The organism is Vibrio sp. 10N.222.54.E6 (assembly GCF_041473955.1).
GTDB classification, from domain to species: Bacteria; Pseudomonadota; Gammaproteobacteria; order Enterobacterales; family Vibrionaceae; genus Vibrio; species Vibrio tasmaniensis_A.
Map to the genome: position 1 here is coordinate 188,620 of NZ_JBFRTD010000028.1, position 22,950 is coordinate 211,569.

At 42.6% G+C, this 22,950-nt stretch carries 21 protein-coding genes and 3 pseudogenes; 13 read left to right on the forward strand and 11 right to left on the reverse strand.

Going from position 1 to position 22,950, the window contains the following annotated elements:
* The first annotated feature begins 144 nt into the window (after positions 1 to 144).
* The 4 genes from AB4513_RS16545 (at position 145) to AB4513_RS16560 (ending at position 2,800) form a co-directional block, all read left to right on the forward strand.
* Positions 145 to 498 (forward strand): hypothetical protein, encoded by a 354-nt coding sequence (locus AB4513_RS16545; protein WP_009845655.1) that lies wholly within the window; start codon positions 145 to 147, stop codon positions 496 to 498.
* Between the two features lie 96 nt (positions 499 to 594).
* Positions 595 to 1,266 carry a DUF3313 domain-containing protein gene (locus AB4513_RS16550; RefSeq protein WP_009845654.1) on the forward strand — a complete coding sequence of 224 codons (672 nt, stop codon included), beginning with the start codon at positions 595 to 597 and terminating at the stop codon, positions 1,264 to 1,266.
* Positions 1,267 to 1,278: 12 nt separating this feature from the next.
* Positions 1,279 to 1,497 (forward strand): DUF3820 family protein, encoded by a 219-nt coding sequence (locus AB4513_RS16555; RefSeq protein WP_009845653.1) that lies wholly within the window; start codon positions 1,279 to 1,281, stop codon positions 1,495 to 1,497.
* Between the two features lie 565 nt (positions 1,498 to 2,062).
* Positions 2,063 to 2,800 carry a hypothetical protein gene (locus AB4513_RS16560; protein WP_009845652.1) on the forward strand — a complete coding sequence of 246 codons (738 nt, stop codon included), beginning with the start codon at positions 2,063 to 2,065 and terminating at the stop codon, positions 2,798 to 2,800.
* A gap of 376 nt (positions 2,801 to 3,176) precedes the next feature.
* Here AB4513_RS16560 and AB4513_RS16565 read toward each other — a convergent pair.
* Positions 3,177 to 3,398 (reverse strand): annotated as a pseudogene (locus AB4513_RS16565) (IS110 family transposase); the annotation flags it as partial.
* Between the two features lie 100 nt (positions 3,399 to 3,498).
* Between AB4513_RS16565 and AB4513_RS16570 the strand changes: the two are divergent.
* Positions 3,499 to 4,029 (forward strand): GNAT family N-acetyltransferase, encoded by a 531-nt coding sequence (locus AB4513_RS16570; RefSeq protein WP_009845650.1) that lies wholly within the window; start codon positions 3,499 to 3,501, stop codon positions 4,027 to 4,029.
* Positions 4,030 to 4,353: 324 nt separating this feature from the next.
* Here AB4513_RS16570 and AB4513_RS16575 read toward each other — a convergent pair.
* A pseudogene (locus tag AB4513_RS16575) lies at positions 4,354 to 4,559 on the reverse strand (IS110 family transposase); the annotation flags it as partial.
* Between the two features lie 110 nt (positions 4,560 to 4,669).
* On the opposite strand from AB4513_RS16575, the gene AB4513_RS16580 reads away from it, so the two are divergent.
* The gene (locus tag AB4513_RS16580; RefSeq protein WP_102257517.1) at positions 4,670 to 5,146 is read left to right on the forward strand and encodes a hypothetical protein; all 477 of its coding nucleotides are present in this window, start codon (positions 4,670 to 4,672) and stop codon (positions 5,144 to 5,146) included.
* 332 nt (positions 5,147 to 5,478) lie between these two features.
* Here AB4513_RS16580 and AB4513_RS16585 read toward each other — a convergent pair.
* Positions 5,479 to 5,703: pseudogene (locus AB4513_RS16585) on the reverse strand (IS110 family transposase); the annotation flags it as partial.
* 99 nt (positions 5,704 to 5,802) lie between these two features.
* Between AB4513_RS16585 and AB4513_RS16590 the strand changes: the two are divergent.
* The 4 genes from AB4513_RS16590 to aroG all read left to right on the forward strand — a co-directional run bounded on the left by AB4513_RS16590 (position 5,803) and on the right by aroG (position 9,149).
* Entirely contained in the window at positions 5,803 to 6,300 is a 498-nt protein-coding gene (locus AB4513_RS16590; RefSeq protein ID WP_009845647.1) for a hypothetical protein, read from the forward strand.
* Positions 6,301 to 6,776: 476 nt separating this feature from the next.
* Positions 6,777 to 7,109 (forward strand): type II toxin-antitoxin system RelE/ParE family toxin, encoded by a 333-nt coding sequence (locus tag AB4513_RS16595; RefSeq protein WP_012600340.1) that lies wholly within the window; start codon positions 6,777 to 6,779, stop codon positions 7,107 to 7,109.
* Positions 7,096 to 7,410 (forward strand): DNA-binding transcriptional regulator, encoded by a 315-nt coding sequence (locus AB4513_RS16600; RefSeq protein WP_009845645.1) that lies wholly within the window; start codon positions 7,096 to 7,098, stop codon positions 7,408 to 7,410. Before AB4513_RS16595 ends, AB4513_RS16600 begins: the two co-directional genes overlap by 14 nt.
* A 686-nt stretch (positions 7,411 to 8,096) precedes the next feature.
* Entirely contained in the window at positions 8,097 to 9,149 is a 1,053-nt protein-coding gene (gene aroG / locus AB4513_RS16605; protein ID WP_009845644.1) for a 3-deoxy-7-phosphoheptulonate synthase AroG, read from the forward strand.
* Between the two features lie 120 nt (positions 9,150 to 9,269).
* Here aroG and AB4513_RS16610 read toward each other — a convergent pair whose 3' ends face one another.
* From AB4513_RS16610 to AB4513_RS16620, 3 genes are all read right to left on the reverse strand, one after another.
* A complete protein-coding gene (locus tag AB4513_RS16610; protein ID WP_009845643.1) occupies positions 9,270 to 10,694 on the reverse strand; it encodes a phosphomannomutase/phosphoglucomutase in 1,425 nt (474 codons plus the stop codon).
* Between the two features lie 15 nt (positions 10,695 to 10,709).
* Positions 10,710 to 12,245 (reverse strand): mannose-1-phosphate guanylyltransferase/mannose-6-phosphate isomerase, encoded by a 1,536-nt coding sequence (locus tag AB4513_RS16615; protein ID WP_009845642.1) that lies wholly within the window; start codon positions 12,243 to 12,245, stop codon positions 10,710 to 10,712.
* A 141-nt stretch (positions 12,246 to 12,386) separates the two neighbouring features.
* Positions 12,387 to 13,499 carry a mechanosensitive ion channel family protein gene (locus AB4513_RS16620; protein WP_009845641.1) on the reverse strand — a complete coding sequence of 371 codons (1,113 nt, stop codon included), beginning with the start codon at positions 13,497 to 13,499 and terminating at the stop codon, positions 12,387 to 12,389.
* Between the two features lie 184 nt (positions 13,500 to 13,683).
* Here AB4513_RS16620 and AB4513_RS16625 point away from each other — a divergent pair, with 184 nt between their 5' ends.
* On the forward strand, positions 13,684 to 14,340 hold the full coding sequence (locus AB4513_RS16625; RefSeq protein ID WP_009845640.1) for a TrkA family potassium uptake protein: 657 nt from the start codon (positions 13,684 to 13,686) through the stop codon (positions 14,338 to 14,340).
* A 27-nt stretch (positions 14,341 to 14,367) separates the two neighbouring features.
* On the forward strand, positions 14,368 to 15,735 hold the full coding sequence (locus AB4513_RS16630; protein ID WP_009845639.1) for a TrkH family potassium uptake protein: 1,368 nt from the start codon (positions 14,368 to 14,370) through the stop codon (positions 15,733 to 15,735).
* Positions 15,736 to 15,865: 130 nt separating this feature from the next.
* Here the strand turns inward: AB4513_RS16630 and msrB are convergent, their stop codons facing one another.
* Positions 15,866 to 17,008, reverse strand: coding sequence for a peptide-methionine (R)-S-oxide reductase MsrB (gene msrB / locus AB4513_RS16635; RefSeq protein WP_009845638.1), 1,143 nt, complete (start codon positions 17,006 to 17,008; stop codon positions 15,866 to 15,868).
* Between the two features lie 196 nt (positions 17,009 to 17,204).
* Between msrB and AB4513_RS16640 the strand changes: the two genes are divergently transcribed.
* Positions 17,205 to 17,603 carry an OsmC family protein gene (locus AB4513_RS16640; RefSeq protein WP_009845637.1) on the forward strand — a complete coding sequence of 133 codons (399 nt, stop codon included), beginning with the start codon at positions 17,205 to 17,207 and terminating at the stop codon, positions 17,601 to 17,603.
* Between the two features lie 143 nt (positions 17,604 to 17,746).
* Here the strand turns inward: AB4513_RS16640 and AB4513_RS16645 are convergent, their stop codons facing one another.
* The 4 genes from AB4513_RS16645 to phnW all read right to left on the reverse strand — a co-directional run bounded on the left by AB4513_RS16645 (position 17,747) and on the right by phnW (position 22,618).
* Positions 17,747 to 18,808 (reverse strand): OmpA family protein, encoded by a 1,062-nt coding sequence (locus tag AB4513_RS16645; protein ID WP_009845636.1) that lies wholly within the window; start codon positions 18,806 to 18,808, stop codon positions 17,747 to 17,749.
* 351 nt (positions 18,809 to 19,159) lie between these two features.
* Complete coding sequence (gene phnX / locus AB4513_RS16650; RefSeq protein ID WP_009845635.1) at positions 19,160 to 19,978, reverse strand: phosphonoacetaldehyde hydrolase; 819 nt, start codon at positions 19,976 to 19,978, stop codon at positions 19,160 to 19,162.
* A gap of 97 nt (positions 19,979 to 20,075) precedes the next feature.
* Positions 20,076 to 21,515: an aspartate aminotransferase family protein gene (locus AB4513_RS16655; protein WP_009845634.1), complete on the reverse strand. Its 1,440-nt coding sequence runs from the start codon at positions 21,513 to 21,515 to the stop codon at positions 20,076 to 20,078.
* On the reverse strand, positions 21,515 to 22,618 hold the full coding sequence (gene phnW, locus AB4513_RS16660; RefSeq protein ID WP_009845633.1) for a 2-aminoethylphosphonate--pyruvate transaminase: 1,104 nt from the start codon (positions 22,616 to 22,618) through the stop codon (positions 21,515 to 21,517). The genes AB4513_RS16655 and phnW overlap by 1 nt, the downstream gene beginning before the upstream one ends.
* Between the last annotated feature and the right edge of the window lie 332 nt (positions 22,619 to 22,950).

Sequence of the window (22,950 nt, forward strand, 5' to 3'; positions counted from 1 at the left end):
GATAGCTCTGATAGCTCTGAACAGATCAAACAAGGTTATTCCCATATCAAAACCAAACCTTTGGTTTCCACTAACCAAACCCTGACATGTCATGTATGAAAAGCCGGACAATTGATTGGCATGAATTATATAAAGGAACCGGTAATGGAATTCACTGAGCAAGATAGAGATGCTTTGTACCAAACGTGGATGTCACAAAAATCTCGAATGCGAATTACGCAGATGGAGTTTTCAAAAAAGCTAGGGATGAACCAGTTGGATTTTTCGCGAGTGCTAAGAGGGGAGAAAGCATTAACCATGTCTTTCGTTAGTCACTTCTGTCGTTTGCTTCATTTGGAGCCAAGGAATGTGCTCCCTTCACTTAAAGAAGACAATGAATCCGGGCCCAAAGTGGTTTATCTGAAAAGTAGAATGAGTGTTGATGGTGAGATCCAAAATGCTTATATCGAAGGCAATCAGGTGATCGTAGAGTATGCACATACTGTTCAGAACCATTGATTTTAGATCGAGCTCTGAGTTTTACCTCTTTTTCTACAACTTTTTAACTTAGGGTATGGCATACTTGGTTAATTCCTTGATTTACTTAAGTGCGTTATGAAACCTTTAAAAGTCCTTTTGCTTGTTGCAACCAGCATGTTTTTGTTTGGTTGTGCAGGCGGCCCAATTAAAACCGCTACTAAATTCACCAGTTATGAAGATTTTCGGCCTGGCCCTGATGGAGGCGTTGATTTAGTTTGGGCAAGGATAGGGCTGCGTGACGAACAACGTTTGAAATCCAAGTTAGACGCTTATGACTCTGTGGTGATCGACCAAATCTTTGTGTTGGCAGAAGAAGGCACATTAGATCAGGAAGACATTCAGGAGCTCACAGATCATATGGTAAGTCGTTTGGAAGCGAAAATATCGCCTCATAAAACGATTGTCGATGAACCAACAGGGAACACGCTACGCTTGAGTATCGCTTTAAGTAATGTTGAAACGCCCAACCCTATCTTAGCCGTGACAAGCAGTGTGCTGCCGTTTGGTCTTGCGATGTCGACTATATATAAGGTGACGACAGGCGAGCACACCAACGTTGGGAGCGCCAGTGTTGAGCTATTGGTCAGCGATGCGCAAGACGGTACTCCATTGTTTGCAGCCATCGACCGCGAAGCGGGTAATAAAGACTTGTCTACTATGATTGATTCGTTAGATGATGCCAAAGATGCGATCAACTATTGGGTTGAACGTTTAGGTGATACTCTACAGAATATCGACGACGTCTAGAAAGAGCTTGTAATGCTAGAGAAAGAAAACCTGATTAAGCTAGCCAGAATGCAAATGCCTTTTGGCAAATACGCTGGCCGCACCTTGATTGACCTACCTGAAGAATACTTGCTGTGGTTCGATAAAAAGGGCTTCCCACAAGGTGAGTTGGGCGACTTAATGCAGTTATGTTTAGCTCTCAAGATTGAGGGCTTAGATTCTGTGGTGCAACCGCTTAAATATGACTATTAGCCCTAGTCACATCTCACACTTAGTAACTAAAATCCCATCCAAATAAGTGACGAGTAGTGGTGATTTTCTGAGGAACATTCAAAAGGAAAAAACTGAATCTTGCCTTTTGAATGTTTATGAACCCAGAGTCGCTGTAACTTTAATATTTCCACCAACACCTCCCTCAAAGCGCCCGAATTTATGATTACTTTTATACATTCACGTATTCATTGATGACGAGTCAGAATCGACTAGCTTTACCTTCCCTTAAGTGACCTGTACACACAGACAGTTTATTGAATAATTAATGACTTTAAAAAGAGTGGTTTTTAACACTGAATGAGCACGAACCTAACGAGGGTAATGGTGTTAAGTTTTTGAATAGTAATTGGATTGATAAGTGGCTAAGAATGATAACGTGCCTTACAAAGGCGGCAATGTGTGCTTGCACGTTTTCACACGGAATGTTGAGACCCGATTTTATATTAAATGCATAGCATTCAGTTGGTTATGACCGACCTTTTTGATATGTTAAGCGGACGGGTTCGTGCTTGCATGATTATGGTAATTAGTGAGGATTGAGAGTATGCAGCAAGGCTATATGTCTGAGTCTTCTTGGGATGAATTGACTTTTGATGAACGAAGTTCTTTACAGTTAATGAGAGAAAAATATAAGAACTCTGATCATCATCTGAAATTAATCGATCAGTCCTATGAAGCTATGGGAAAGATTTTTCGATCGAGAATCAATAGTGAAGTAATAAAATATAAAAGATATGAAGGAGACCTCGACGGGGTTTATTTAATTATTAATAAAGCTATTCATGATTTTTTCGGTTCAAGCCATTTTCCTGCAACCAAACATAAATCAAAAGAAATTCATGACTTTCACCAAAAACAAAGACAAAAAGCGTCCAAATTATCTGACGAAGCATTTTGTAGCTTAGAAAGAACAATTAACTGGTTATCAAATACAACAACGACAAAACAAGATGAACTTGATATGTCAGTAGCAAATGAAAAATTAATAGAGTTAAAAAAGTTAATTAGTTCGCATCTAGAACGAGTCGATCTTCATGATCGTTCTCCCTCTAAAGCTGAAAGCTTTGTACTTGGTACCTGTAATAATCTTATATGGTTTGCGAACATAAAAGCAACTAGAACTATTGACTCATCAGGGGGGAAAACACCGTTTTTGAGGTTTTTAGAGGTGTTTTTCCCATTTGAAGCGGAACCAATTTTATCTAGTTTATATGAAAAGCAAAAAAGACTACCTATAGAAAAAAGAATTGGTGGAACTTTTATTCCTGTTCGTAGGGGGTAAATTAGATTTACTAGGTATATGTTTTTGCCCCCTATGTTTAAAGACTTAATACTTTAATATGACCTTATATTAAGAATATATGAGGTTAAAAATGAATGAGTTAATTGATTTACTAACAGCAGTGTCAGGTTTGATTATCAGTATTGCGATGTTAATTAAGGCAACTAAAATATGAGAATTACCATAACAAATAAGGATTAAGGTGTTGCGTAGCCAACACTAAATCCCAAGTGTTGAACAAACCCGAAGCCACTTTATTAAGTAAATTGTACGATTGTATCTGAAGGGCATATCGCTTTGAGGCTTTTCTCAAGGCGATCGAGGCCAAGGTAAGGTCGCGATAGCAATCTTATTAACCAGTTAGCTGTTCTTCGTTTCTTTCGTCGTGACCGAGCTTATTGAGTGTTCTTGCCCAATAATGTGCACCACCACACGCTTCAACGCCTATACGCATGAGAGGCATATTTGCTATTGTAGTCAGCAGTTTAGAGCGAGTTACTGATTTATGAAGTATGACCTTACCATTTTGGTCTACGGCATGAAGACCCAAGTGGTTTTTAGCTAGGTCGATACCGCAGAAATAAGAATAATCAGACATGGTGCCTCCGGTGCAATTAAGTACCACATCAGTGTGGCAGCTCCTCGGGAGGGGGAATCCATGTCATTCGTTAGTTTGCTTCAAAGAATAGGGAAGTATCATGGAAGAAAAACGAGTAAGCATGAGACCAGCAAAACCGAATGAATTGGAATTAATTCATGCTTTAGTAACTTCAAACGACGCATGGACTAAGTTTAATGGTCCGTATTTTCCTTATTGTCACCCTTCGTTAAAGCAGTTTGAAAAGTCTTCGTTTCAACGGTTGTTAAGCGGTTTAGATTTACAGTTAATCACTGTCGATGATAACCCGATAGGAACAGTCAGCAGTTACTGGGAATGTGAAGAAACTCATTGGCTTGAAGCTGGTGTGGTAATCTACGATTCAAATTATTGGGGTCAAGGTATCGCCGCTTTGGCTCTTCCTCAATGGATCTCTTACTTGTTCAAAAATAACAGAATCGAAAGGGTCGGTTTGACAACATGGTCAGGTAATCCTCGCATGATGTCTCTGGCGTTGAAGTTGGGCTTTCAGCAAGAAGCGAGGCTAAGAAAAGTACGTTATTATGAAGGCGAGTATTACGATTCAGTGAAATATGGGGTGTTGCGTTCGGAGTGGCAAGAACGCAACTAACAAATAAGGATTAATGTGTTGCGTAGCCAACACTAAATCCCATGTGTTGAACAAGCCCGAAGCCACTTTATTAAGTAAATTGTACGATTGCATTTGAAGGGCTCATCGCTTTGAGGTACTTCTCAAGACGGGCGAATCCAAGGTAAGGTTGCGATAGCAGTCTTATCAACCAGTTAGCTTTCTTTCGTCGTCACATCTCCTCTGATTTCATCAATGCCATTCTCCTTATTATCAATGCCTTTCAGCTAGGTGGATAGGCTCATTCCGAAACTCGCCATGTATTGGTCTTACTTTTATAGCTAAAAGTGACTGTGTCTTCGGTGAGATACTAGCGTCATGCCCCCGTTGATTGAGTGTTCTTGCCCAATAATGTGCACCACTACACGCTTCAACGCCTATACGCATGAGTGGAATATTTGCTATTGTAGTCAGTAGTTTAGAGCGAGTTAGTGACTTATGAAGTAAGATTTTACTATTTTGCTCTACGGCATGAGGGTAAAATGGCTTTTAACTAAGTCGATACTGCGCAATTAAGACTAATCAGACATGGTACCTCAGGTTCAATTAAGTACCACATAAGTGTGGCAGATTTTCGGTAGGGGGAATCCATGTCATTCGTTATGAGTGAACAGGAGTTTCAGTGGCTGTATATTTAGATTCAATAAAAGTTTCACCTAGAAGAGATATGTTAAAAGTCATAGATGAATACTCAATGTCATCAGATAGTGTCAGTCTAACTGATGATATTCGCTTCAAACTAGTAGAAATATTGCCATTGGGTTCGGTGTCTGAAGATAGTTTCGCTGAAAACGATATCGCTCTAGTTGTTCGTGTGCCATTTCATCGAAGAGGGACGTTATTGTTTGGCTTCGGAGTAATCTTAGGTTGGCGTCCTCTAGTGACAATAGAGTTTGATGTTATTTCTTTGGCTAGCGGTGAGACAATTGAAACATTGCGTTCAACAAACAAGCTTAGTTGGAGTGGGTATATTAGAGGTCTCCTACGTTTGAACTCAATCATTCATATTAAGCCAGAATTTGGGTTTGCAGACCTTGAGCCACTTATAGAACAGTCTGTATGGAGCCTTTTGAAGGAGATTCAAACTAAGTACTCATAACAAATAAGGATTAAGGTATTGCGTAGCCAACACTAAATCCCAAGTGTTGAACAAGCCCGAAGCGACTTTATTAAGTAAATTGTACGGTTGGGTTTGAAGGGCGCACCGCTTTGAGGCTTTTCTCAGGCGAGTGAGGCCAAGATAAGGTTGCGATAACAATCTTATCAACCAGTTAGCTATTTTTCGTTTCTTTCGTCGTCACATCTCCTCTGATTTCGCTAATGCCATTATTCTTATTATCGATGCCTTTCAGCTAGGTGGATAGGCTCATTCTGAAACTCGCCATGTATTGGTCTTACTTTTATAGCTAAAAGTGACTGTGTCTTCGGTGAGATACTAGCGTCATGCCCCCGTTGATTGAGTGTTCTTACCCAATAATGTGCACCACCACACGCTTCAACGCCTATACGCATAAGTGGCATATTTGCTATTGTAGTCAGTAGTTTAGAGCGAGTTAGTGACTTATGAAGTAAGACCTTACTATTTTGGTCTACGGCATGATGACTAAAGTGGTTTTTAGCTAGGTCGATACCGCAGAAATAAGAATAATCAGACATGGTGCCTCCGGTGTAATTAAGTACCACGTAAGTGTGGCAGATCCTCGGGAGGGGAAATCCATGTCATTCGTTATGTCTCCGTAAGAAGAAAGGTATAGAATGAAGTTTATATTTGTTATTATTTCTTGCATATTTACTAACATTGCTAGTGCGAATACGTTGTACAAAACTGTAGAAATAGAAGCACTTAAAGAGTTTTTGGATGTGTGTGTAATAGAAGAAAATGGTTGGTGTCTAGATAAACCAATCTACTTTGAGTCGAATAATGCTTTAGCAATAAGATTAAATATAAATCATTCGTTAATCGGGCAAGGAGAACACGATCCAGAGTTAGTGCTTGAATTAGCGATGCTTAGTAATCTTTTGATGTTTAACTCAGTAGCAGCGCAACTATACAATATAGATGAAAGTTATGTTGACCTAAAGCTCAAGGAGACTAATCAAGACAATGTGGTAGTGTTAGGTACAATTGTCTCTGATGAAAAACGTTATGTGGGCTACTATCACATAAGTAATTCAACGACTTATATGATGCACGAAATCACATCTGATTACGCAGACAGCGTAGAGTTCTATTTGGACAAAATAAATAGATAGGCGCTCTCTAAAAAGACGTAACGAATAAGGATTAAGGTGTTGCGCAGTCAACACTAAATCCCGAGTGTTGAACAAGCCCGAAGCCACTTTGTTAAGTAAATTGTACGATTGCATTTGAAGGGCACATCGCTTTGAGGCTTTTCTCAAGGCGAGCGAGGCTAAGATAAGGTTACGATAGCAATCTTATCAACCAGTTAGCTGTTTTTCGTTTCTTTCGTCGCCACATCTCCTCTGATTTCGTCAATGCCATTCTCCTTATTATCAATGCCTTTCGGCTACGTGGGTCGGCTCACTCCAACGCACCGCGATAGAGGTATCGCGACAAATAGCTCAGTGCAGAAGTGAGTGCAAGTTTCGTTGTCGGCTTTGAGTATGCAGGCGTTATAGCTCAGGTCAGATTCACCTTTCGAAAGGTCATAACTACGTTAATCACGTATAGTTTTGCCATGTGTACGTCACTTGCGTATACTCTGAGTATGAAAAGTGTATTTGTCGAATCGACCATATTTGAAAAGTACCGTAATGAATATCTCAGCGATGATGAGTTTAGGCTTTTTCAAGCTGAGTTAATGTCTAACCCAAAACAGGGGGACGTGATTCAAGGTACAGGTGGTTTGCGAAAGATTCGAGTTGCAAGTAAAGGTAAGGGCAAGCGTGGCGGCTCTCGTGTTATCTATTACTTCCTCGATGAAAAGCGTCGTTTCTACTTGCTGACAATTTATGGCAAGAATGAAATGTCCGATTTAACTGCAGATCAAAAGAAACAATTAAAGGCTTTTATGGAGGCGTGGCGTAATGAGCAATCGTGACCTATTTGCAGAGTTAAGTACTGCTCTTGTTGAGGCTAAAGAGCATTCAGAGGGTAAACTCACTCTTAAAACTCATCAAGTTAACGATATCAGTGAGTTAGATATTTCACCTAATGAAATCGTGAGTATCCGTGAACAGTTTAATATGTCGCGTGGTGTGTTTGCGCGTTTACTGCATACATCATCCCGAACATTAGAAAACTGGGAACAAGGGCGTAGCGCACCAAATGGACAAGCTGTGACCCTTCTAAAATTGGTTCAGCGTCATCCGGAAACTCTTTCGCACATCGCTGAGCTATAACAAATAAGGGCTAGGGTGTTGCGCAGTCAACACTAAATCCCGAGTGTTCAACAAGCCCGAAGCGACTTTATTAATTAAATTGTACTATTGCATTTGAAGGGCACATCGCTTTGAGGCTTTTCACAAGACGATCGAGGCCAAGGTAAGGTCGCGATAGCAATCTTATCAACCAGTTAGCTGTTCTTCGTTTCTTTCGTCGTCACATCTTCTGTTGTTTCGCCTGTACAATTCTCCATATACCGTTCCTGCGCAGAAATTGCCAAATTTGATCAGTTCTATTCTTCGATGAGTAACATCCAAACCAAGGTTGTGGTGCTAGTTCCCATTTTTCTCTATGTGACGAAAAGTCTTTAGCTCTCTATTTTTTGTGTATGCGTTTTGTAAAGGCTGTAGTGTGGTAAAGAGCTTTTATCTATCGTTGCGTAAGACATTATCTAGCCAGGATAGTTTGAAGAGCTGTGTTCTTACTGTGTCTGATAACTGCACAATCGATAACGTGTAAATAATATTATACAGGGTGTTTTAAATATAAAACACAAAATAAATTGCGTTTTTTTTTAATTAGTGATTGAAACTGTGGTTTTTACTAGTTAAGTTACAGGGAACAAGAAGATAAATGCTGATGGAAAATGACGTGAGATAACGTGCATTCAGCCTCAAGGATAGAAAATAGGAAGAAGTAAGCAATGTTCCAGACTGATGATGTAAGAATTAACAAAGTAAAAGAGTTATTACCCCCTGTTGCTGTTTTAGAAAAGTTTCCAGCGACAGAAATTGCTTCTTCTACAACCTTTGAAAGCCGCAAAGCGATCCACAATATTTTAGAAGATAGCGATGATCGCTTACTTGTTATTGTTGGCCCATGTTCTATTCATGATACAGAAGCTGCGCTTGAGTACGGTAAACGTTTGAAAGTGCTACGCGACGAACTAGGCGATAACCTTGAAATCGTAATGCGTGTTTACTTTGAAAAACCACGTACCACTGTTGGCTGGAAAGGCCTAATCAATGACCCGTACATGAACGACACGTTCAAACTAAATGACGGTCTTCGTCTAGGACGTAAGTTACTACTTGACCTAACTGATATGGGAATGCCTACGGCGAGTGAATTCTTAGATATGATTACGCCGCAATACGTTGCTGACCTAATCAGCTGGGGCGCAATTGGCGCACGTACGACAGAATCTCAAGTTCACCGTGAACTGGCTTCAGGCCTATCTTGCCCAGTTGGCTTCAAGAATGGTACGGATGGCAACATCAAGATCGCAACAGATGCAATTCGCTCTGCAAGTGCTTCGCACCACTTCTTGTCGGTAACTAAATACGGTCACTCAGCGATCGTTGAAACCGCAGGTAACCCTGATTGTCATATCATCCTACGCGGTGGTAAAGAGCCAAACTACAGTGCAGAGCACGTTGGTAAGATTAAAGAAGAGCTAGAAGCTTCAGGTCTTCCACAGAAGGTGATGATTGACTTCAGCCACGCGAACAGCTCAAAGCAGTTCAAGCGCCAAATGAACGTTTCTGATGACGTAAGTGCACAGATCTCAGGCGGTGACAAAGCCATCTTTGGTGTGATGATTGAATCTCATCTTGTTGAAGGTCGCCAAGATTTAGTTGACGGTAAAGCGGCGACATACGGCCAATCTGTTACTGACGCATGTATCGGTTGGGAAGATACTGAAACAGTACTTCGCCAACTAGCAGATGCTGTTGAAGCACGTCGTAACAAATAGACTGATTATTGCATATTACAGTCGGCGATTAAGCTGCTGAAAATTCAAAGCCCTTATTAGCAATCGCTAGTAAGGGCTTTTTTGTGGATTTTAGTTTTAAACGGAAAGCGCCTTGGACTCTTAAATAAGAAAAGACAGTAGCTCGTCGACTTTAAGTGATAGCAAAGCTCTATTTTGTCTGGTTTCTACATTAAGGCGTATTAATGGCTCGGTATTAGACTTTCTTAAGTTGAAGCGCCATGTGTCCATATTCATGCTGATCCCGTCTGTGTGATCGATCTCAACGGCATTATCTCGGTAGTGCAATAACACACAAGCCATGACTTCCTCTGGGTTGGATACTCTGCGATTGATCTCTCCGGATGAGGGGAATCTATCCATACTTGCGTTCGTCAGTTGGTAAAGAGACTGTTGGGTTTTCGACATTAGTTCAATAACCAGTAGCCAAGGAATCATTCCTGAGTCGCAATATCCAAAATCACGAAAATAATGGTGTGCGCTCATCTCACCACCGTAGACCGCATTCGTTTCACGCATCTTCTCTTTGATAAGTGCGTGTCCCGCTTTAATCCCAATCGCTTTTCCACCACGTTTGTAAGCGATTTCAATCGTGTTCCATGTCATGCGCATATCGTGTAATACAGTGGCGTTCGGCTCTTTTAATAAGAATGCTTCAGCAAGCAACCCGACAATGTAATAACCTTCAATGTAATTGCCTGTCTCGTCAAAGAAAAAGCAGCGATCGAAGTCTCCATCCCAAGCAATACCAAGATCGGCCGAGCTTTGTAAAACGGCGTCTCTGGTGGCTGTTTGGTTTTCTTTAATCAATGGGTTCGGAATGCCATTAGGGAATGTTCCGTCAGGAGTATGGTGAACCTTGATGAAGGTGATCGGAATATCGAGCGTGGCAAAGCGAGCTTCTAAATCATCAATAATACGCCCTGCGACACCGTTCCCTGCGTTCACCACAATTTTCATAGGTGAAAGCTCAGAAGGAGATATATAAGAGAGTAGGTGGTCTACATAAGGGGCGAGAATACTGGTCGATCTACTAGAGTTACTTGGTTGTGCATGAACGAACGGTAAATTGCAGTTCAGCTCTTGATTAAGCTCTGCAATGCGTCGTTTGATTTCATCTAACCCACTGTTTTTACTTATCGGGCTAGCGTCCAAGCCGACCAATTTCATTCCGTTGTAATTAATTGGGTTATGGCTTGCCGTAATTTGGATTCCGCCAATGGCGCCAAGGTGGCGAGTTGCAAAGTAGACTTCTTCAGTCCCTGTCATTCCAAGATCAACGACGGTTATTCCAGACTCGATTAAGCCTTTGGTCATGGCTTCTTGTAATGAAAGGGACGTTTCTCGGTTATCACGACCAATCACCACTTGAGCCAATCCATCGAATGAGGCTTCAGGTGTCGTGGATAGGGCGTATTCTCCAAATGCTTTGCCGAGCAGGTAGGTAAAGTACCCATTGATTTGGTCACCAATGATGCCGCGAATATCGTTGTTCTTAAAGCAGCTAAGGTCTAATGTTGGTTTCACTTGATTGTCGCCGCTTTATTTCGATTTGTTGTTCTGAGACGAAGAAGCTTGTTGGTTTCGAACCTCTCGCCCATAGCTGTCTTGATATCGAATGATATCGTCTTCACTTAAGTGACTACCGGTTTGTACTTCGATCATTTCGAGAGGTGAGTCTCCAGGGTTCTCAAGGCTGTGGATATGGCCTAGTGGAATGTAAGTGGATTGATCTTCTTCGATTAGATACGTTTTCTCATCGTTGGTTACTTTCGCAGTGCCAGCCACGACTACCCAATGTTCTGCTCTATGGTGATGCATTTGCAACGAAAGCCTATGGCCAGCGTTGACTGTAATGCGCTTCACTTTGTCTCGTTTGCCTAGATCGATCACGTCGTATTTACCCCAAGGCCTAAAGACCTCGCGATGATGGACATGTTCCGTTCGACCAGCCTGATTCAGTTGGCTAACAATCGACTTAACACTTTGAACTTTGTCTTTGTTCGCAACCAATATTGCATCTTTAGTTTCGACAATGATCAAATTGTCGACACCTACAGTCGCGACCAGCTTATTTTCCGCATGAATGTAGTTGTGTTGAGAATCGACGGTTAATACATCACCTTCAATGACGTTATTGTGCTCATCTTTGTCGCTTACATCCCAGATAGCAGACCACGAACCAATATCATTCCAACCAACGTCCATCGGGATCACTGCGGCGTGTGAGGTCTTCTCCATCACGGCATAATCGATAGAGTCACTTGGGCTATTTTTGAATGCTTCTGCCTCGATACGGATAAAGTCGAGGTCGGTATTTTGCTTTGAAAGAGCTAACTGACAAGCCGCTAATATTTCTGGGTGGTGTTTAGAGAGTTCTTCAAGGTAGCGGGATGCCTTAAACATGAACATGCCGCTGTTCCACAAGTATTGCTCTGAACGTATGTATTCTTCTGCAGTTGCTTTATCAGGCTTTTCTATGAAGCATTCAATGGTGTAGGCATGATGGACTGATTGCACTGTAGTGTTGGTTTCTATTTGCAGGCTAGAGGGAAGTGGTTGGCCTTGTTTGATATAGCCATAACCAGTCTCTGGAGCATTCGGGGTTATACCGAATGTCACCAGTTTGCCTTGTTTTGCGTAACCAACACCACGGCTAATTGTTTGTTGAAATTCAGAGGTTTTAGCGATGTGATGATCGGCCGCCAACACTAATAAGATAGGGTCAGATTCGTTCGATTTTTTATCCACTGATTTGCTTAGAGCCTGTAGGGCAGCAAGCGCAATAGCTGGGGCTGTATTTCTACCGACAGGCTCTAAAAGGATTCCACTGTGTTGGATTTTAGTGGCGCGAACTTGTTCAGCGGCAATAAAGCGGTGTTCTTCATTACAGATAATGAATGGAGCTGCGCACTTGCTATCCGTTAGATAGTCCTCAAGACCTTGCAAGCGTTGAAGCGTTTGCTGAAGCATTGACTGTTCGCCAGCAATATTGAGAAATTGCTTAGGGTAAAGTTCGCGAGACAGAGGCCAGAGGCGACTTCCGGAGCCGCCAGCTAGGATCACAGGTAAAATCATAGAGTGGTAATTAGGTGTATTTGAATACTGGCGCCATGTTACCACGCTTCACTCTGTTTATTTATCGATAACCAGTTTACTTATCGATAACCCATCGACTTGACGACAAGCTATAAACGATAAGCAATATAGATGTGCTTCTTAATGACCTTCTGAGTTGGAAATGACCATACCTTGAGCTTCGCCAAAATCTTGAGGATCGATCTTGAGCGTTTGTGTTGGGAAGGCGATATCAGCATTGTGCTTATGAATAATCGCCAACACTTGCAGCAGGACATCTTGCTTAACTTCGTGGTATCTCACCCAGTTAACCGTTTTGGTGAAGGTGTAGATAAAGAAATTAAGGGTTGATGGACCAAACTTATCAAAGTTAACGATCAGCGTCTGTTTTGCATCAATGTCAGGGTGTGTTTCGAGCATGGATCTAACTTCATCAACAATTAGAGCTAGCTTGTCTGCATCTTGATAACGAAGACCGAAGGTTTCATTGATTCTGCGGTTCAACATTCTTGATGGGTTCTCCACCACAATGTTACTGAATACCGAATTTGGCACGTATAAAGGTCGCTTATCAAAAGTGCGAATGATGGTCATGCGCCAACCAATGCGTTCGACTGTACCTTCGATTTGGCGGTCTGGTGAGCGTATCCAATCACCGACTTTAAAAGGACGGTCGAAGTAAATCATCATGCCGCCAAAGAAATTCGACAGTAGATCCTTTGCTGCCAAACCGACGATTAAGCCACCCACACCACCGAAGGTGAGTAAGCCAGATAGGCTCAGACCAAATGCCTGCATGATGGTCAGGCCGCCCATCACCATAAAGAACAAGCGAGCGACTTTAGCGATAGCTTGTACTGTGGTTTCGTCTCTGGTTTTTTGTTCTAAGACGTACGCTTCAGTGTTGGTGATCATTCGCAAGGTAAACCAAACGAAGGTACAGATAATTAATATGTGCTTAAGTGTTTTTAACCAATTAATTTCATTACCAAACTGGTCTTGAAGGATTAACCCCACAGAGACAGTTGCAGGCCAACACCAGAGTAATGTACTGACAGGTGTTTTTAGCGCCTCTAGCAGTAGGTCATCCCAGTGGAATGGGGTTTTCTGAACCAGAATTTCTAAGCGATTATGGATAATTCGCCAAGCGACCCAAGCGAGAAAGCTCGCAATAGTGATGAATAGGACGCTGTTTGCCCAATCACTATGGCTCTGGTTAATGTAGGTTTGTACTTGGGTTATGAATTCATTCATTGTGTGTACTGCCGCAGAAATAGTGGGTTAGAAATTAGCAGAAATCACTTTTGTTCTCTACCTTTATAAATCAAGCGATTAGCTGACAATTGTATCTCTATATGGATATATAGTCGTTTTTTTGTATGAAGACAATTTCATTATTTGTTTTCGATGCTACATAGCTTTGTAAGTGGAGTAATAAATGAGTGACAAACAATATGCAGTTATTGGCTTGGGACGTTTTGGTCTCTCAGTCTGTAAAGAGCTACAAAGTTCAGGCTCACAGGTACTCGCCGTTGATATTGATGAAGAGCGAGTGAAAGATGCGGCGGCTTTTGTTTCTCAAGCGATTGTTGCGAACTGTACAAGCGAAGAGACAGTTAAAGAGTTAAGGCTCGATGAATACGACATGGTGATGGTGTCGATTGGCTCTGATGTTAATTCCAGTATTCTAACGACCTTGGTCGTTAAAGAGTCAGGTGCAAAGGCAGTCTGGGTTAAGGCGAATGATAAGTTCCACGGCAAGATCCTCTCTAAGATTGGTGCTGACTATATCATCATGCCGGAGCGAGATATGGGTATTCGTGTCGCGCGTAAAATGTTGGATAGACGCGTTCTTGAGTTTATCGACCTTGGCAGTGGCTTAGCGATGACGGAAATCGTTATTGGTTCTAATTTGTTGGGTAAGAAACTTGGTGACCTTAAGCTGTGTAAAGAAAATGGTGTTGAGGTACTTGGCTTTAAGCGAGGCCCGAACTTAACGAAAGCACCAGAACTGGATGTGAGTTTAGAAATTGGGGATGTGGTGATCATAGCTGGGCCGAAAGAGACTTTATCTAGAAAGCTACGCAATTGGTAATTGGTAATTGGTAAGTAAGGTAACAGTATGAATTCGGTAAAACGAAAAGGTGCTTTCTACACCCTTAAAAGTGATAAGAAGCCACGCAAAGGCTCTGAACCTAAGATTATCCTTACGAGCTTCTTAGGTGTTCTTATCCCCTCAGCAATCTTGTTGACGCTGCCTGTGTTCTCGGTGACAGGACTAAGCTTTACGGATTCACTGTTTACTGCCACGTCAGCGATCAGTGTGACAGGTTTAGGTGTTGTTGATACTGGCCAGCATTTCACCTTGGCAGGTAAAATCTTACTGATGTTCTTGATGCAAGTTGGTGGGTTAGGGCAGATGACTCTGTCTGCGGTACTGCTCTATATGTTTGGTGTCCGATTAAGCCTTAAACAACAAGCATTGGCAAAAGAAGCACTTGGACAAGATCGTAAGATTAATCTCCGTAAATTAGTTAAGAAGATCATTATCTTTGCGTTGGTGGCGGAGTTTGTCGGTTTTGTATTGCTCTGTTTCCGTTGGGTTCCAGAAATGGGATGGGCAACGGGAAGCTTTTATGCACTCTTTCACGCTATATCTGCATTCAATAATGCAGGCTTCGCGCTGTTTTCAGACAGTATGATGAGTTTTGTTGACGATCCACTGGTGATATTTACATTAGCAGGTTTGTTTATTTTTGGTGGACTTGGTTTTACAGTCGTCGGCGACTTATCGAGTAACTGGCGTAAAGGTTTTCGACACCTACATTTACATACCAAGATTATGTTAACAGCGACACCAGCGCTGTTGTTGGTTGGTACGGTGATGTTTTGGTTGTTGGAGAGGAATAACTCCGCGACCATGGGAGGGTTATCGACACAAGGTCAGTGGTTAGCGGCATTTTTCCAGTCAGCGAGTGCTCGTACTGCTGGTTTTAATAGTGTGGATTTGTCTCAGTACACTCAGCCTGCATTGTTGGTGATGATAGTACTGATGTTGATTGGTGCTGGTTCAACTTCAACTGGTGGTGGTATTAAGGTTTCGACATTTGCGGTCGCTTTTGTAGCAACTTGGACATTCTTACGTCAGAAAAAGCATGTAGTGATGTTTAAACGTACTGTGACCTGGCAAGCTGTAACAAAGTCATTGGCCATTATTGTGGTAAGTGGAGCACTGTTAACCACCGCAATGTTTTTGTTAATGCTCACTGAGCAAGCCGCGTTTGACCGCGTGATGTTTGAAGTGATTTCTGCTTTTGCAACCGTCGGTCTAACAGCGGGACTCACTGCAAATCTCACTGAGCCCGGTAAATACATCATGATTGTCGTTATGGTCATCGGGCGTATTGGTCCTTTGACTTTGGCGTACATGCTGGCTCGTCCAGAACCCTCCTTGTTGAAATACCCTGAAGATACAGTGTTGACGGGCTAATAATGTTAACGGGGTAATAATGCTAACAGGCTAGGATTTATAGTTCTTGTTAGTGTGTTAGAAAAACAAAGCCAGCGTTATGCTGGCTTTGTTGGTATAGGTGTAGCACTAATTTCTTAGTACTTAAGCTTTAGCCTTCGAACATTTCTACATATTCTTCGTAGCCTTCCTCAGCCAATTTATCTGCTGGGATAAAGCGCATAGCGGCTGAATTCATGCAGTAGCGTAAACCTGTTGGCTTTGGACCATCTTTAAATACATGCCCTAGGTGAGAGTCACCAAATTTACTGCGAACCTCTGTTCTTGGGTAAAGTAGCTTGTAGTCAGTAGTTGTTACCACATAAGCTTCGCTGATTGGCTGTGTAAAGCTTGGCCAACCTGTACCTGATTTGTATTTGTCTTTTGAAGAGAACAAAGGCTCACCCGTTACGATATCAACGTAAATACCTTCTTGCTTGTTATCCCAGTATTTGTTGTCAAACGGGCGCTCTGTTGCGTCGTCTTGTGTGACATCGTATTGCAGTGAAGTTAGAGACGCTTTGAGCTCTGCATCAGACGGCTTGCTGTATGTCTTAGCATTAGCTGTCGCATTTTTGTCATCGATGATTTGGCGGATCGTTTTCGGATTTTCTTTTCTATCATCACCGAAGATTTTATCTAGGTACTGATCACGACCAGAAGCGTAGCGGTAGTAGTTATAACGAACCTTACTCTTCTTGTAATAATCTTGATGGTATTCTTCTGCTGGCCAGAATTTTTCAAACTTAATCAGCTCTGTTTTTAGTGGCTCACCAAAGATCTGAGCTTTGTCTATTTCCATCATGAAGTTCTGAGCGATGTCTTTTTGATCCTGGTTATGATAGAAAACAGCAGGTCGATATTGTGGACCTCTGTCAACGAATGAACCTTTGTCATCAGTTGGGTCGATGTGTCTGAAGAATTGGTCAAGCACCTGTTCGTAGCTAACCACATCAGGGTTGTAAGTCACGTTGATCACTTCGATGTGACCAGACTTACCTGATGAAACTTGTTTATAGGTTGGATTCTCTAATTCGCCACCAGAATATCCTGAGACAACATCCGAGACTCCTGTCAGCTTCTCCAGATCGGATTCTGTACACCAAAAACAACCACCAGCCAGTGTCGCTATTTCGCTCTTACCTGAGTTAGCCGTTTTATCCATTGTATTGGCAGTGCCAGTCTGGCTCACAAACAGCGAAATCAGTGGTAGCGCAACCACGAGTGATACCAATATTTTAGATAATTTATTCATAGATACCTCATCTTGACGTCTTTTCATTCGATTTTGAATGTACGAATAGAGACAGGGTTTAGATGGAAAAAATTACACTATTCATAAAAAAAATATCTCAAACAGAAAATCTTGCTCATAAATGCTGCCAGTAGTAGGGTGTCCATTATTGATATAATAGATAATGATGGCGGTTTCCGTACATCTAAGGAACAACATGCAAGCAGAAGTTAAATGGGTCGAAGGCTTTAAATTCCTAGGTCAATCTCAATCAGGTCACTCTGTCGTTATGGATGGCAGTGGCGGTGCTACCGCGCCAAGCCCTATGGAAATGGTGCTAATGGCTGCTGGCGGTTGTAGCTCTGTTGATGTGGTTGATGGCTTGAAATCTGCAGGCCAAAACATCACGGGCTGTAATGCAAAGCTTGAAACCACACGTCGTGAAACGGCGCCAAAAATCTTTACTGTGATTAACATTCACTTCGAAGTGTCGGGTGAAAATCTTGATCCTGAGTTGGTTGCTAAGGTCTGTGCGGATTCATTAGAAAAATACTGTTCAGTATGCTTAATGCTGGGTGCTGGTGTAGAGATGACCCACAGCTGGGAAATAGTCTAGTCTCTGATTGTACAGCTTGGCAGTAGACTGATTTTTACGGCTTCTACTTATAGCTGATGGCATATGGGGAGAGCCTGATAAAGAAAAGGGCGGAGCACTTGAAAGTGCTCCGCCCTTATTATTTTAATTAAGGTAGAGTGCTATTATTCAGCAGTTTCTACGATAACTTCTTCCATTTGCGCTTTTTCTTGGTATTCGAAGCTTGGGATCGTTGCGTCAACACGACGGTTTTGCGCACGACCTTCAGCTGTAGCGTTTGATGCTACAGGGTTTTCTTCCCCTTCACCTGAAGCTGTAATGCGGTCCGCTTCAATGCCTTGCTCTTCAATGTATGCGGCTACAGCAGCAGCACGCTTCTTAGAGATCATCATGTTGTACTCTGCCGCACCTGTTGAATCAGTGTGACCAACAACATTAACTGATGATTGAGGGTGAGCTTGCAGTACTTCAACTAATGGCATTAATGCAGATTTGCCTTCTGAAGATAATTCAGTGCTGTTTGTCTCAAACATACCTTGAGAGAAGCTTTCAGTTTTCGCTTTAGTAACCACAACTTCTTCTTCAACAACAATGACTTCTGGTTCGGCAATTGGCTCTGCAGGAGCCTGTGTTATAACGGCTGCAGAAGCGGCTGCTGCTGAAGCCGTTGTGTTACCTGTACCAAAGTTGTAGCTAAGGCCAACGGTAACAAGGTTAGAGTTTAAGTCTTGCACGAATTTATCATCGAAATCATCGAAGTATTGATATTCAACACGCAGTGCCCAGTCTTCAGCGAATTGCTTTTCAGCACCGATACCAAGAGACAATACTACGTCATCTTCGTCATCGTGCATGATGTAAGCTGGGCCGGCTTTGAAGAAGATATCAAATTTTTGTTGGATAGCGAGTCGATACATAGGGCTCAGAGAGATAGCGACGATTGAATCACTATATTGCTTCAAAGTTCCTGTGCTATTAAAGCTTGTATCGTAGTCTCCTAGGTAGTCTGCGCTCAGTTCAAGAGCAAACTTGTCAGAAAAGTTGTAGCCACCGTAAAGGCCACCCGCAACAGAATCATCTTCGCATTTAACGCCATCGACACAGGCACTATCTAGCCAACCCATGCCCACTTTTGCACCAACATAAGTGGTTGCAGCAATAGAAGGAGCTGCCGCTAAGCCGGAAGCTGCGACGACAGCACACATGATTTTAGAAAGTTTTTTCATAATCTTATCCTTGGATTAATTTTTATTGTTATCTGAACTGACCTGTAAAGCGATAACTTACTGGCTAAGACACTGCGACCGTAAGTAAATCAAGGCGTTGATTCAGGTAGAGCTTTTAAAGTACTACTAATATATTGTTAGTCTGATTGCGTATGATAGTCAATCGGATTGTTGGTATTCATAGTTTTCAAGGCGCTATTTATAGCTTTTTTGTTGATCAATTGTTGTCTTAAATGTTGGAAACAATGAAACCTCGTATCATTTTAACGCGGTACGAGGTTTCATCTTTTTGTGTGAACGGATTATTTGGCTACATAGTCTGAGTTGTAGGGGGGAGCGGAGCTTTAGCTGTTACGGGCGCTCACCGGCTAACAAACGCTTTTCGATATCTGCAATCACTCTAGGTAAGTCGGCGATGGTATCGATCAGGTAGTGCGGGTTTGATTTGTTTAGCTTAATGCTTGCTTTTTCTCGCGCAACTGCAAGTGTCGCTTCGTCGGCATCCACATATTCTTGGTAGGTTAAGCCTGCTTCGTTGCCTGATAGTACAAGGCCTACTGTCCACATGCCTGCGTTGTGGCCTTCATCGATACCCGGTGCTGCGTCATCCACTTTCACACACGCAGCGACGTTCGTCACACCTAGGTCAATGACGTTTTTAAGTGCCATGAATGGAGCAGGGCGACCGCCTTGCGGTAAGTCGTCAGTTGCAACTACGTTGTCAGGAAGATAACCGTAATCTGCTGCAGCTGGAATTAGTACGTCCATCACCTCTCGTGGGTAACCAGAACAAGAGCCGATTTTTACGTTCTTTTCTTTTAAGTTATTCACGACTTCAATCGCGTTTAAAATTGGTGCTGCGTGGTCTGCTACTTTTGCTTTCTGAAGAGGCATGAATGCCGAGTAGATCGCATCAACGTCTTCACTGGTCATCGAGCGTCCGAATTGAGCATTCCAACGAGCGTCGACAGCTGGAATTCGACCAACCGCTTGGATGTGGTCCCATTTGCCGATACCCATAGGTTCACGCGCTTCTGCTAAGTCGATATCAAAGTCGAAACCTTGTCTGAATGCTTCAACGAAAATGCTGGTTGGAGCAAATGATCCAAAATCAACGATAGTGCCTGCCCAGTCAAAGATAACCGCTTGGATAGGTGATGTCGTGTTCATAATAGTGTCCTATTTTTGTGTCACTCCCAGTTCAAGTTATTGGAAGGACGAATGATTGTTTTAGCTTATTGGTTTAAATGTTGATTTAGATAATGAATTAAAGGTATTCAAAATCTTTGCAGACTTTTGCTATCGCATTTTCGAATATAGACAGAGCGACTTCTAGTTCACTGCGGCTGATGATCAATGGCGGGCTCAATTGAATCACGTTACCTTGTGACACCTTAAAGCTCAGGCCATCGTTCAGACATTGATAAAGTACGGCTTCTGCTTCATCGAACGCTCGGGTTTTGGTGATATGGTCGGTGACCAATTCCACCCCCCAGAGCAGGCCGATGCCGCGAACGTCACCAATGACTGGGTACTTATCTTTCATTTGAAGCAGTTGTTCACGTACAAAAGCGCTGTCTTCTTGCACTTTTTCAAGTAAATTTTCTTGCTCAATCACTTCCATGGTGGCGAGTGCTGCCGCGCAACCAATTGGGCTTTTTTCGTGGGTGTAGTGACCAAGAGATACTTGCGCTGCCGTGTTGTATTTGTCTTTAGTGATCATGGCTGCGATTGGAACTAAGCCGCCGCCAAAACCTTTACCGATACAAAGAATGTCAGGTTCGATATCAAAAGCTTGGTGAGTGAACCATTCGCCACTGCGACCCATACCGTTTGGAATGTCGTCGATGATCAACATGACGTTATGCTTATCACAAATCTCACGGATGCGCTTCCAGTAAGCTTTGCTTGGTACTTGCACGTCTGTGTTACGAACCGCTTCTGCAATGAAGGCACCAATGCCACCTTCTTTTTCAATCACATACTCAAGGTAATCGGCGTAGTGAACATCACGTGCGGTCTCGTTCGCATCGCCGGAGTTTTGCCCGCAAAGCGAAAAAGAGTCATTGAGCGGGAAAGCACCACGATAGGAAACCGCTGGTGGAATACGTTCTACGCCAGCCATTAACGGCCCCATGCCTTCGCGGAAACACGCTTCGCCACCCACTGAAATCGCATCAAGTGACGCGCCATGGAATGAATCCCACAATGACACTACTTTGAAATTGTTGGTGACATGGCGAGCTAGTTTGAGCGCCATGCCGATCACTGATGTGCCACCGGGAGCAAACAACACACGATTCAAATCACCACCGCAGATCTGTGTGAGTTTCTCAGCACACTGAACCGCAGTTTCATTGGTGAAGCGACGTGGTGAAAATGGCAACGACGCCATTTGCTGAGTCACTTTATTAATAATGTGTGGGTGGCCATAACCAAGTTGATGAACATTGTTACCGTGAAAGTCCATGTACTTTTTGCCCGTCGCATCTTGAATATAGATGCCTTCGGCTGCTTCAAGTGTGTCTAGGCAAGGCGTTGACATGGCTTGATGAAGAAACACGTCAGAGTCGCGCTTTAACATCGCTTGAGTCGCATCATCGTTTAGCGATTCGTTCCATTTTTCGCGTGCTGGTGTGGTGTTCACATCGCCTTCGCTTCGAAAGTACGTTGCCTTTAGAACTGGCTCTTGATTGGTCGTTGTCATTATTTGATGTCCCAGTACATAGCGTTTTTCACTGCGCCAATGAGAGCTTCAATGTCTGACGGATACACTTCACCGATGTTACCGATTCGGAAGCAGTCTGCGTTTGAAACCTTACCCGGGTAAATCACAAAACCTTGTTCTTTCAAACGGTCATAGAATTCCTTGAATTGGTAATCGCTATGAGTTGGAGAATAGAAAGAAGTAATGATAGGTGAATGAAGATCATCATTAAGCAGTGGCTCAAAGCCAAGAGAGCGCATACCTGCAACCAATGTGGTTTGGTTGGTTTGGTAGCGATTATGACGAGCTTCGATGCCACCTTCTTGCTCCAATTCAAGTAGAGCTTGGTAGAAAGCACGCACTGTATGAGTTGGAGAGGTGAAGCGCCATTTACCATTGTTGCTTTCCATGCAGTGCCATTGGTCAAACAGGTCAAGGCTTAATGAACGAGCTTGGCCTTTGCATTTTTCCAGTTCCGATTGCTTCGCAATAACAAAGCCGAATCCAGGTACACCTTGAATGCATTTGTTTGCCGAGCTGATCATGTAATCGATACCTAAGTCAGCAATATCCATAGGGATGCCACCAAAACTCGACATCGCATCTAGAATGACGGTTTTGTTGTGCTGTTTTGCCAATTTGGCAATCTCTTCAATTGGATTCAGCATGCCAGTGGTGGTTTCACAGTGGACAATCGCAACGTGAGTAATGTCTGAATCCATGGCCAATGCCGTTTCCATTTCGTTCAAGTCAGGCTGTGATGTTTCACCTGGGGAAACGACATGGCATGGAATGTTTAAATATTCTGCGATTTGAGCAATACGAGCACCATATGCTCCGTTATCGACCACAAGAAGCTTACCGCTGTTAGAGATAACGCTACCGATTGTTGCTTCAACTGAAGCAGTGCCGCTGCCTTGCATTAATACGCTGGTATATCCCGCCTGCTTAGTTGCCAAAGTCACAAGCTTGCTACGAATCACTTCAACAATGTCTTTGTTGTATTCATCGTCCCAAGTACACCAATCTTTTAGCATCGCTTGGCGCACGGTTTCAGAAGTAGATAGAGGACCCGGTGTCAGTAGTAAATATTCGTTTCTCATGTTCAATTCTCGTGATTTTAATTTTGGACTATACCAGTGATTGCGGTTACTTTAACAACCAATTTAAACGGTCGTAAATAGTCCAAACGTTATTTTCACAAAAGCTTCATATTAAGATTGGTCACTTGTGTTGAGAAATTTACCGATCTTGAAATTGCCATTTTTTGTTCATTTAATCGTCATAAAAGCCAGTTAGCTTAATACTCGAAATCTGGTACATACCAATATAAAGGTGTGTTCTAACAACCTAAATGAATTTATGGATATAGAAGCCTCTAGATGGAGCTTCTAGCTTTAACAACTTTAACTTTGGCAATTTTTAATTTTGGCAA

Coding starts and splice junctions, on each gene's coding strand:
- AB4513_RS16590 (WP_009845647.1), top strand. CDS start 5,803: ATGAAGTTTATATTTGTTATTATTTCTTGCATATTTACTAACATTGCT.
- AB4513_RS16550 (WP_009845654.1), top strand. CDS start 595: ATGAAACCTTTAAAAGTCCTTTTGCTTGTTGCAACCAGCATGTTTTTG.
- AB4513_RS16570 (WP_009845650.1), top strand. CDS start 3,499: ATGGAAGAAAAACGAGTAAGCATGAGACCAGCAAAACCGAATGAATTG.
- phnW (WP_009845633.1), bottom strand. CDS start 22,618: ATGAGAAACGAATATTTACTACTGACACCGGGTCCTCTATCTACTTCT.
- AB4513_RS16630 (WP_009845639.1), top strand. CDS start 14,368: ATGAATTCGGTAAAACGAAAAGGTGCTTTCTACACCCTTAAAAGTGAT.
- msrB (WP_009845638.1), bottom strand. CDS start 17,008: ATGAATAAATTATCTAAAATATTGGTATCACTCGTGGTTGCGCTACCA.
- AB4513_RS16615 (WP_009845642.1), bottom strand. CDS start 12,245: ATGATTTTACCTGTGATCCTAGCTGGCGGCTCCGGAAGTCGCCTCTGG.
- AB4513_RS16625 (WP_009845640.1), top strand. CDS start 13,684: ATGAGTGACAAACAATATGCAGTTATTGGCTTGGGACGTTTTGGTCTC.
- AB4513_RS16595 (WP_012600340.1), top strand. CDS start 6,777: ATGAAAAGTGTATTTGTCGAATCGACCATATTTGAAAAGTACCGTAAT.
- AB4513_RS16645 (WP_009845636.1), bottom strand. CDS start 18,808: ATGAAAAAACTTTCTAAAATCATGTGTGCTGTCGTCGCAGCTTCCGGC.
- AB4513_RS16620 (WP_009845641.1), bottom strand. CDS start 13,499: ATGAATGAATTCATAACCCAAGTACAAACCTACATTAACCAGAGCCAT.
- phnX (WP_009845635.1), bottom strand. CDS start 19,978: ATGAACACGACATCACCTATCCAAGCGGTTATCTTTGACTGGGCAGGC.
- AB4513_RS16655 (WP_009845634.1), bottom strand. CDS start 21,515: ATGACAACGACCAATCAAGAGCCAGTTCTAAAGGCAACGTACTTTCGA.
- aroG (WP_009845644.1), top strand. CDS start 8,097: ATGTTCCAGACTGATGATGTAAGAATTAACAAAGTAAAAGAGTTATTA.
- AB4513_RS16600 (WP_009845645.1), top strand. CDS start 7,096: ATGAGCAATCGTGACCTATTTGCAGAGTTAAGTACTGCTCTTGTTGAG.
- AB4513_RS16640 (WP_009845637.1), top strand. CDS start 17,205: ATGCAAGCAGAAGTTAAATGGGTCGAAGGCTTTAAATTCCTAGGTCAA.
- AB4513_RS16545 (WP_009845655.1), top strand. CDS start 145: ATGGAATTCACTGAGCAAGATAGAGATGCTTTGTACCAAACGTGGATG.
- AB4513_RS16555 (WP_009845653.1), top strand. CDS start 1,279: ATGCTAGAGAAAGAAAACCTGATTAAGCTAGCCAGAATGCAAATGCCT.
- AB4513_RS16560 (WP_009845652.1), top strand. CDS start 2,063: ATGCAGCAAGGCTATATGTCTGAGTCTTCTTGGGATGAATTGACTTTT.